The following is a 5,042-nucleotide window of genomic DNA, read 5'->3' on the forward strand; positions in this document are numbered from 1 at the left end:
CCCCCCCCCCCCGCGGCCCCCGCCGCGCCGAGCACCGGCTCCGCGCCGGCGCCCGGCCCGCGCCCGGGTCCCGCAGCACCCAAGCCGGCTCCGGCCGCGCCCAAGCCCGCCCCGGCAGCACCTGTGCCGGCCGCGGAATTCCAGGCGCCGCCCGCCGCGCCCCCGGCGAGCCAGCCCTCCAGGCCCGGCTCCGCCACCCCCGGCCCGCGCCCGGCCCGACCGGCCCCGGCCGGCGGTCAGCGTGACAGCGGTCCCCGCGACGGCGGCCAGCGCGACGGCGGCCAGCGTGACAGCGGTCCCCGCCAGGGCGGGCGCCCCGCGCCAGGCCAGGGCGGTGCGGCGCGTCCCGGTGGCGCGCGTCCCGCGGGTCCGCGTCCCGGCAACAACCCCTTCACGTCCGGCTCCACCGGCATGCCGCGTCCCGGTGGCGCGCCGCGTCCCGGCGGCGGCCAGGGCGGTGCCCCGCGTCCCGCGGGTCCCGGCGGCGGCGCTCCGCGTCCCGGTGGCGCTCCGCGTCCCGGCGGCGGCCAGGGCGGTCCCGGCGGTGCGGGCGGCGCCCGTCCCTCGCCGGGCGGCATGCCCCGTCCGCAGTCCGCGGGTCCGCGTCCTAACCCGGGCATGATGCCGCAGCGGCCGGCTCCCTCCCCGGGCGGTCGCCCGGGTGGCGGTCCCGGCGGTCGTCCCGGCGGTCCCGGCGGTCGTCCCGGCGGCGGCGGTCCCGGTAGCCGTCCCGGCGGCGGTGGCGGCGGCTTCGCCGGCCGTCCGGCGGGTCCCGGCGGCGGCGGTCGTCCCGGTGGCGGCGGTGGCGGCTTCGGCGGCCCGCGTCCCGGTGGCGGTGCTCCCGGCGGCGGCGGCTTCGGCCCCCGTCCCGGCGGCTTCGGCGGTCGTCCCGGTGGTCCGGGCGGCCGTGGCGGAACGCAGGGCGCGTTCGGGCGTGGCCCGGGCGGACGTCCGGCGCGCGGCCGTAAGAGCAAGCGTCAGCGGCGCCAGGAGTACGAGGCCATGCAGGCCCCGTCCGTGGGCGGCGTGCTGCTGCCCCGCGGCAACGGCCAGACCGTGCGCCTGTCGCGCGGTGCCTCGCTCACCGACTTCGCCGAGAAGATCAACGCCAACCCGGCGTCGCTCGTCCAGGTGATGCTCAACCTCGGTGAGATGGTCACGGCCACCCAGTCGGTCTCGGACTCCACCCTGGAGCTGCTGGCCGGCGAGATGAACTACGTGCTGGAGATCGTCAGCCCGGAGGAGGAGGACCGCGAGCTGCTCGAGTCCTTCGACATCGAGTTCGGCGAGGACGAGGGCGGCGAGGACGCACTGCAGCCGCGTCCGCCGGTGGTCACCGTCATGGGTCACGTCGACCACGGCAAGACCCGCCTGCTCGACGCGATCCGCAAGACCAACGTGGTCGCGGGCGAGGCCGGCGGCATCACCCAGCACATCGGCGCCTACCAGGTCGCCACCGACGTCAACGGTGAAGAGCGCAGGATCACCTTCATCGACACCCCCGGCCACGAGGCGTTCACCGCCATGCGTGCCCGTGGTGCGAAGTCCACCGACATCGCGATCCTGGTGGTCGCGGCCAACGACGGTGTGATGCCGCAGACGATCGAGGCGCTGAACCACGCCAAGGCGGCCGAGGTGCCGATCGTGGTCGCGGTCAACAAGATCGACGTCGAGGGCGCCGACCCGACCAAGGTGCGCGGCCAGCTCACCGAATTCGGGCTGGTGGCCGAGGAGTACGGCGGCGACACCATGTTCGTCGACATCTCCGCCAAGCAGGGTCTGAACATCGACAGCCTGCTGGAGGCCGTGATCCTCACCGCGGACGCCTCGCTCGACCTGCGGGCCAACCCGGAGCAGGACGCGCAGGGCATCGCGATCGAGGCCCACCTGGACAAGGGGCGCGGCGCCGTGGCGACCGTGCTGGTCCAGCGCGGCACCCTGCGTGTCGGCGACACCATGGTCGTCGGCGACGCGTACGGCCGCGTCCGCGCCATGCTCGACGACAAGGGCGAGAACGTGGAGGAGGCGACCCCGTCGACTCCGGTGCTCGTCCTCGGTCTGACCAACGTGCCCGGCGCCGGCGACAACTTCCTGGTCGTCGACGAGGACCGCACGGCCCGGCAGATCGCCGAGAAGCGTGCCGCCCGTGAGCGCAACGTCCGCTTCGCCCGCAAGGGCGTGCGGTTCTCCCTGGAGAACCTGGACGAGGCACTCAAGGCCGGTCTGGTGCAGGAGCTCAACCTCATCATCAAGGGCGACGCGTCCGGTTCTGTGGAGGCTCTCGAGTCCTCGCTGCTCCAGCTCGACGTCGGCGACGAGGTCGACATCCGCGTCCTGCACCGCGGAGTGGGTGCGGTCACCGAGTCGGACATCGACCTGGCGACCGGCTCCGACGCCATCGTGATCGGCTTCAACGTCCGCGCGGCCGGCCGTGCCGCGCAGATGGCCGAACGCGAAGGTGTGGACGTCCGCTACTACTCGGTGATCTACCAGGCCATCGAGGAGATCGAAGCGGCGCTCAAGGGCATGCTCAAGCCGGAGTACGAGGAGGTCGAGCTGGGCACCGCGGAGATCCGCGAGGTCTTCCGCTCCTCCAAGCTCGGCAACATCGCCGGTGTGCTGGTCCGCTCCGGCGAGGTCAGGCGCAACACCAAGGCCCGGCTGCTCCGCGACGGCAAGGTCATCGCGGAGAGCCTCAACATCGAGGGGCTGCGCCGCTTCAAGGACGACGTCACCGAGATCCGTGAAGGTTACGAGGGCGGTATCAACCTCGGTAACTACAACGACATCAAGATCGACGACGTCATCGCGACGTACGAGATGCGCGAGAAGCCGCGCGGCTGACCCCGCAGGCCGGCCGTACGGGATGCCGTACGGCCGGGTGAGGCTCGGGCCGGGGCCGGTCGGCGGGGAAAAATCCCGTCGATCGGCCCCGGCCGTCGCCTGTAACGTCGTACCCATGTATGCAGGCACATTGTGCTTCGACCTGCTCCTGGGTGACGTACGGTCCCTGAAGGAGAAGCGGTCCGTGGTCCGCCCGATCGTCGCTGAGCTGCACCGGAAGTTCGGGGTCAGCGTGGCGGAGACCGGGGAGCAGGACCTCTACCGCAGGGCCGAGATAGGAATCGCGGTGGTGTCCGGAGACCTCGCACACCTCAAGGACGTACTCGACCGGTGCGAACGCTGGATGATCGCCCGTCCCGAAGTGGAACTGCTGTCCGCACGGCAGCGCGTCCACGGCGACGACGACTGAGACGAACGACCCAGGACACAGAGAGAAGAAGACGATGACCGACACCGCGCGGGCGCGCAAGCTGGCCGACCGCATCCGGGTCGTGGTCGCGGAGACCCTGCAGCGGCGGATCAAGGACCCGCGGCTGGGCTATGTGACGATCACCGACACCCGGGTCACCGGCGATCTGCGGGAGGCGACGGTCTTCTACACGGTCTACGGCGACGACGCGGAGCGGGCCGCCTCCGCCGCGGCCCTGGAGAGCGCCAAGGGCGTGCTCCGCTCCGAGGTCGGCCGGCAGACCGGGGTGCGCTTCACGCCCACCCTGGCCTTCGTCGCCGACGCGCTGCCGGACAACGCGCGCACCATCGACGACCTGCTGGCCAAGGCACACGCCGCGGACGAGGAGGTCCGCAAGGCCGCCACGGACGCGCAGTACGCCGGGGACGCGGACCCGTACCGCAAGCCGGCCGACGAGGACGACGACTTCGAGGCCGACGACGCCGCCGACGATGACGCGGACAACGGCAAGGGCGGTACGTCGCCGGCATGACCCGCACCACATCACCCTCCGGGCTGGTCGTCGTCGACAAGCCCGGCGGGCTCACCTCGCACGGCGTCGTCTCCCGCATGCGCCGGCTGGCCGGCACCCGCCGGGTCGGCCACGCCGGCACGCTCGACCCGATGGCGACCGGCGTCCTGATCATCGGCGTGGAGAAGGCCACGAGGCTGCTCGGGCACCTCGCGCTGACCGAGAAGGAGTACGTCGCCACGATCCGGCTCGGCCAGACCACCGTCACCGACGACGCGGAGGGCGACATCACCGCGACGGCGCCGCCCGGTGCCGTCGCCGCGGTCACCCGGGAGGCGGTCGACGCCGGGATCGCCGCGCTCACCGGGCCGATCCAGCAGGTGCCGTCCAAGGTCAGCGCGATCAAGGTCAACGGGGTGCGGTCCTACACCCGGGTCCGGGAGGGCGAGGACTTCGAGCTGGCCGCGCGGCCGGTGACGGTCTCGTCCTTCACCGTCCAGGACGTGCGCCCCGCCGAGTCCGGCGACGCGCTCGACCTCGACGTCACCGTGGTCTGCTCCTCCGGTACGTACATCCGGGCGCTGGCCCGCGACCTCGGCGCCGGGCTCGGTGTCGGCGGACACCTCACGGCGCTGCGCCGCACCCGGGTCGGCCCGTACGACCTCGCCGGCGCGCGCACGCTGGAGCAGCTCGGGGAGGACTTCGGCGTCCTGCCCATCGAGGACGCCGCAGCGGCGGCCTTCCCCCGCTGGGACGTCGACGCGAACCAGGCCGGGCTGCTGGGGAACGGGGTGCGCATCCGGACCCCGGAGCTCGTGGCGGGGCCGCACGCCGTGTTCGGGCCCGACGGTCGACTCCTGGCCCTGGTCGAGGCCGACGCGGGCCAGGCGCGGATTCTGGCGGGCTTCCCGGCGTAGTCCCTGCGGTGGGCTCGCCGCGTTGCGGCCGCGGGTACGCCGTGGCTTGTCGCGCAGTTCGTCCCGCCCCTGGTGGGTGCCGCTTGGGGCGGGGGCTTGTGCGACCCGCCGTCGTGGTTGCGCGCGCAGTTCCTCGCGCCCCTGGGGTGCCTCGTGCGGTGGCGGCGCTTCTTTCCCGTCGTCGTGGTTGCGCGCAGTTCCTCGCGCCCCTGGGGCGGCGGCTCTTGCGGTGCCCCATGCCTGCCGCGCTGTCGTGGCTGGGTGCGCCGTTCCCCGCATCCCTGGAGGTGTGCCCTCTGCGCGGAGGTGGGGTGCCCCGGAGGGGCGCGGGGAACTGCGCGATCAGCCGTCCGGAGGGGGG

At 73.6% G+C, this 5,042-nt stretch carries 4 protein-coding genes; all 4 read left to right on the forward strand.

Annotated features, from left to right (window positions below; translation table 11 throughout):
• Positions 1–2,844: translation initiation factor IF-2 (gene infB, locus V7E46_RS32355; RefSeq protein WP_333771743.1), on the forward strand; the 2,844-nt coding region annotated here is incomplete at its 5' end.
• Positions 2,845–2,959: 115 nt separating this feature from the next.
• The gene (locus V7E46_RS32360) at positions 2,960–3,253 is read left to right on the forward strand and encodes a DUF503 domain-containing protein (protein WP_329174120.1); all 294 of its coding nucleotides are present in this window, start codon (positions 2,960–2,962) and stop codon (positions 3,251–3,253) included.
• Positions 3,254–3,287: 34 nt separating this feature from the next.
• Positions 3,288–3,785, forward strand: a complete 498-nt coding sequence (rbfA, locus tag V7E46_RS32365; RefSeq protein ID WP_333771744.1) for a 30S ribosome-binding factor RbfA — start codon at positions 3,288–3,290, stop codon at positions 3,783–3,785.
• Positions 3,782–4,681: a tRNA pseudouridine(55) synthase TruB gene (truB, locus tag V7E46_RS32370; RefSeq protein WP_333771745.1), complete on the forward strand. Its 900-nt coding sequence runs from the start codon at positions 3,782–3,784 to the stop codon at positions 4,679–4,681. The genes rbfA and truB overlap by 4 nt, the downstream gene beginning before the upstream one ends.
• The last annotated feature ends 361 nt before the right edge of the window (positions 4,682–5,042 follow it).

This window comes from Streptomyces sp. IBSBF 2435 (assembly GCF_036815005.1).
Lineage (GTDB): Bacteria > Actinomycetota > Actinomycetes > Streptomycetales > Streptomycetaceae > Actinacidiphila.